At 68.7% G+C, this 3794-nt stretch carries 2 protein-coding genes; one reads left to right on the top strand and one right to left on the bottom strand.

Annotated features, from left to right (window positions below):
• The coding region (locus QM685_RS36625; protein WP_415124396.1) for an ATP-dependent DNA helicase at positions 1-1345 on the top strand (1345 nt) is incomplete at its 5' end.
• Between the two features lie 42 nt (positions 1346-1387).
• Here QM685_RS36625 and QM685_RS36620 read toward each other — a convergent pair.
• Positions 1388-3794, bottom strand: a 2407-nt coding sequence (locus tag QM685_RS36620) for a mechanosensitive ion channel domain-containing protein (protein ID WP_415124394.1), incomplete at its 5' end; no start/stop codon positions are given.

Below are 3794 nucleotides of genomic sequence, written 5' to 3'. Positions count from 1 at the left end.
GCCGCGGCTCGATCGCGCGGCGCTGCGCGACGCGGCGCTCGCCAACGAGGTGTGTCCGTACTATCTGGCGCAGGAACTGGCGCGCTGGGCCGACGTGGTGGTCGGCGACTACAACTACTACTACGACGGCAGCGCGATGCTGTACGCGCTCACGCAGATCAATCAGTGGCGCGTCGGCGTGCTCGTCGACGAGGCACACAATCTGCTCGAACGCGCGCGGCGCATGTATACCGCGCCGCTCGATCAGGCGGCGTTCAGGCTCGCGCGCAAGACCGCGCCGGCGACGCTGCGCAAGCCGCTCGAACGCTTGCAGCGCGAATGGAATGCGCTCAAACGCGCGCAGACGGACGGCTATCGGGTCTACGCGGAGGTGCCGGGCAAGCTGCTGTCGGCCGCGCAGAATCTGATCGGCGCGGTGACGGATCAGCTTGCCGATGCGCCGCTGTCGATCGACGAAAACGCGCTGCGTTTCTTCTTCGACGCGATGCATTTCGTCGCGCTCGCCGAGCAGTTCGGCGAACACTCGATTTTCGACGTCACGCTACAGGCCGACCGTTACGCGCCGCGCGATAAAACCAGCGCGACGCTTTGCGTGCGCAACGTTATCCCGGCGCCGTTTCTGGCGCCGCGTTATGCGGCCGCGCGCGCCACGGTGATGTTCTCCGGCACGCTGCATCCACGGCATTTCTATCGCGATACGCTCGGATTGCCCGGCGACACGCGCTGGCTCGACGTCGAAGGACCGTTTCGCGCGGAGCAGTTGCAGGTGCACGTGGCCGGCTATGTATCGACACGCTGGCGCGATCGCGAACATTCGCTCGCGCCGATCGTCGCGTTGATCGCGAAACAGTATGAAGCGAAGCCGGGCAATTACCTCGGCTTTCTGAGCAGCTTCGAGTACTTGCAACGCGTGGTCACGCTGATGCGCGAGCGGCACCCCGGCTTGCCGGTGTGGGCACAGGAGCCCGCCATGGACGAAGCCGCGCGCGACGCGTTTCTCGCGCGTTTCAGAACGATGAATCGGGGGATCGGTTTCGCGGTGCTCGGCGGCGCGTTTTCGGAAGGCATCGATCTGACCGGCTCGCAATTGATCGGCGCATTCATCGCGACGCTCGGCCTGCCGCAGATGAACGACGTCAACGAGCAGATGCGGCGCACGCTCGACGCGCGATTCGGCAACGGCTACGACTACACGTACCTGTACCCCGGTTTGCAGAAGGTGGTGCAGGCGGCCGGGCGCGTGATCCGCACCGAGGAGGATCGTGGCGTCGTGCATCTGATCGACGACCGGTATCGGCGGCCCGAGGTGCGGCGGCTGTTGCCGCGCTGGTGGCAGGTGCGGTAGGGAGCCGCCGCGCTGAACCGGCACACCGCGCCGCGTCACGCGTCACGCATGCGGCGACGCCGAGCCCGGATTCGATGGTGTGCCGGGGCCGCCGGCCGGATTCGGATCGACGGGTATCTGGTCTTCCACCGGCGCATCGCCTCGATGGTCCGGGTCCGAGTCCGGGTTCGCCGCGGCGCCGCCGGGCGGCTGCCCGTCGTCGCGCTCACGCGCCGCGCCCGAATCGGTTTTCACCGGGTTGCTTTGCGGGTCCCACGTCAGCAGATGACGCTGCGGATTCGCGATCTCGATGCCGCGCTCGCTGAAGCGCTCGACGATGCGCCGGTTGAATTCACGCTGCACGCCCCAGCGCGCGGTATCGCGGCACTGGATCTGGCCGGCGAGCGTGATGGCCGAACCGTCGACCGCGTCGACGCCCCAGAACGCGAAGTCCGACAGGATGCCGTCCTTGAACTTCTCGTCCTCGCGCAGCGACGCGCCGATTTCCTTCAGCGTATCGATGGCACGCTCGACGTCCTGGCCGAACACGATATTCACGCGCACCGCCGCGTTGCCGAGCCCGCGATTGGTGTTGTTGACGGTCGACACCGAACTGAACGGCACCGTAAACAGCGAGCCGTCGCTGCCGCGCAGCCGCACCGTGCGGATCGACAGATATTCGACGGTGCCCGAGACGCCCGCGAGCGTGACCCAGTCGCCGACCTGCATCGCGTTTTCCATCAGCAGGAAGATGCCGGTGATGAAGTCCTGCACGAGCTTCTGCGAGCCGAAGCCGAGCGCGACGCCGAAGATGCTCGCGCCCGCGAGCAGCGGCCCGATGTTCACGCCGAGTTCGCTCAGGCCGGTCAGCACGACGACGAGCGCGATCACGCAGAAGAGCGCGCTGCGCATCATCGGCAGCAGCGTGCGCAGCCGCGCGGCGCGCACCAGATCGCCGCGGCTCGTCCAGTTGTCGAGGCGCCGTTCGGCCGCGACGTTGACGGCCTCCCACACGACCAGCGCGATCACCGCCGCTACGCCGATCGTCGCGAGCGCGGACGCGAGCCGGCCGCCGATCGTGCCGGTGCGGAACAGGTCGATGACGTCGACGCCCCACGCCTGCAGCAGCGCGAGCGCGGTGACGATGCCGATGATCCAGCTGACCACGCGCCGCAGCAGCGGATAGTAGCGATACGCGTGCTGATGCACGAGCGAGCGCGATTCCTCGCCCTGCACATGGAAGATGCGCGCGAGCGCGCCGAAGATCACGATCGACACGAGCCGCGCGCCGATCAGGATCGCGAGCGTCATGCCGCCGATATTCACGAGCGCGTGATAGCCGTTCTGCACGTCGAACGCCCATACGAACCACAACGCCATCACGATGGCGGCCGTGACCCAGGCCCACGCATCCGCGAGCGCGTTGCCGAACATCTGGAGCGATTCGTGCGCGGTGAAGCGTTTGCGGATCCGGTTGCCGACCGGTTTCGCGCAGCGCAGGATCAGGATCGAGATCATCACGTGGCCGACGAGCGCGACCACTTTCAGCAGCGCGAGACGCGCGGCGTCGTTCATGCCGAGCGCCCGCGCGACCTCGGCGAGCGCGACGCCGGCGCCGACCACGCCGACGATGCGCTCGATCCAGCCGAGCAGGTACACCGCCCACGCGTCGCCCATGCGCAGCAGCCGCAGACGCGGCGCGCCCGGTTGCAGGAAGAACGCGCCGACGATCACGATCACGCGGCACAGCACGTAGATGTCGACCAGCGAATCGAGCGCGCGGTCCTGCGGCGTGCCGTTGTCGGTGAGGACCGACATCAGCGCGCCCGCCACGCCGACGAACACCACGAGCGGCAGCAGCCGCGCCACGGTAATCAGCAGCGCGCGCGGCAGGCGCTGCAGCAGTGTCCAGTGGTGGGTCGCGTTGCGCTTGCCTTCGGCCTCGATCGCGCGGCCTTTCTCGGACGGCGTCGCGTATTGCGTCATATCAGGGACGGCCGGGCCGGTGGCGACGGCCTGCGCCTCCGCTTCGAGCACCGGCGGCGTGCCGGTCGGCAGATGGTCCGCCCGTGGCGCGCCCGGAGGGCCGTCCGCCTGCGCATCGGCGGGTTCGTCCGGCAGCGCCAGTTCGCGGCGCGCGGCGATCGCCCTGTATGCGCGCCGCAGCAGCCGCCGCGTCAGCCACTCGAGCAGCAGCGCGGGAATCAGCGCGGCGAGCAGCGACCAGACCACCTCGAACAGTACCGCGTGCGCTTGCGGATTGGCGATTTGCCCGTGCCACCATGCGCGCACCGATGCGACGTCGAGCAGCGCGGCGATCGAGCCGCGCAGCGATCTGCCGAGATAGCCGGCCCAATGCGCGCCCTGGCGGGCGATCTGCGACGCGAGCCCATTCGAGTTGAATGCGGCGGGCACGAGGGCGGCGGCTCCGCTTGCCGCCGGCGGCGCCGACGCGGCCGCCGGCGCGGAG

Origin of the sequence: Paraburkholderia sp., from assembly GCF_047605525.1 — a bacterium.
Lineage (GTDB): Bacteria > Pseudomonadota > Gammaproteobacteria > Burkholderiales > Burkholderiaceae > Paraburkholderia.
Note: the sequence above shows the minus strand (reverse complement) of the source record. Positions and strands in the feature narration are given on the sequence as shown.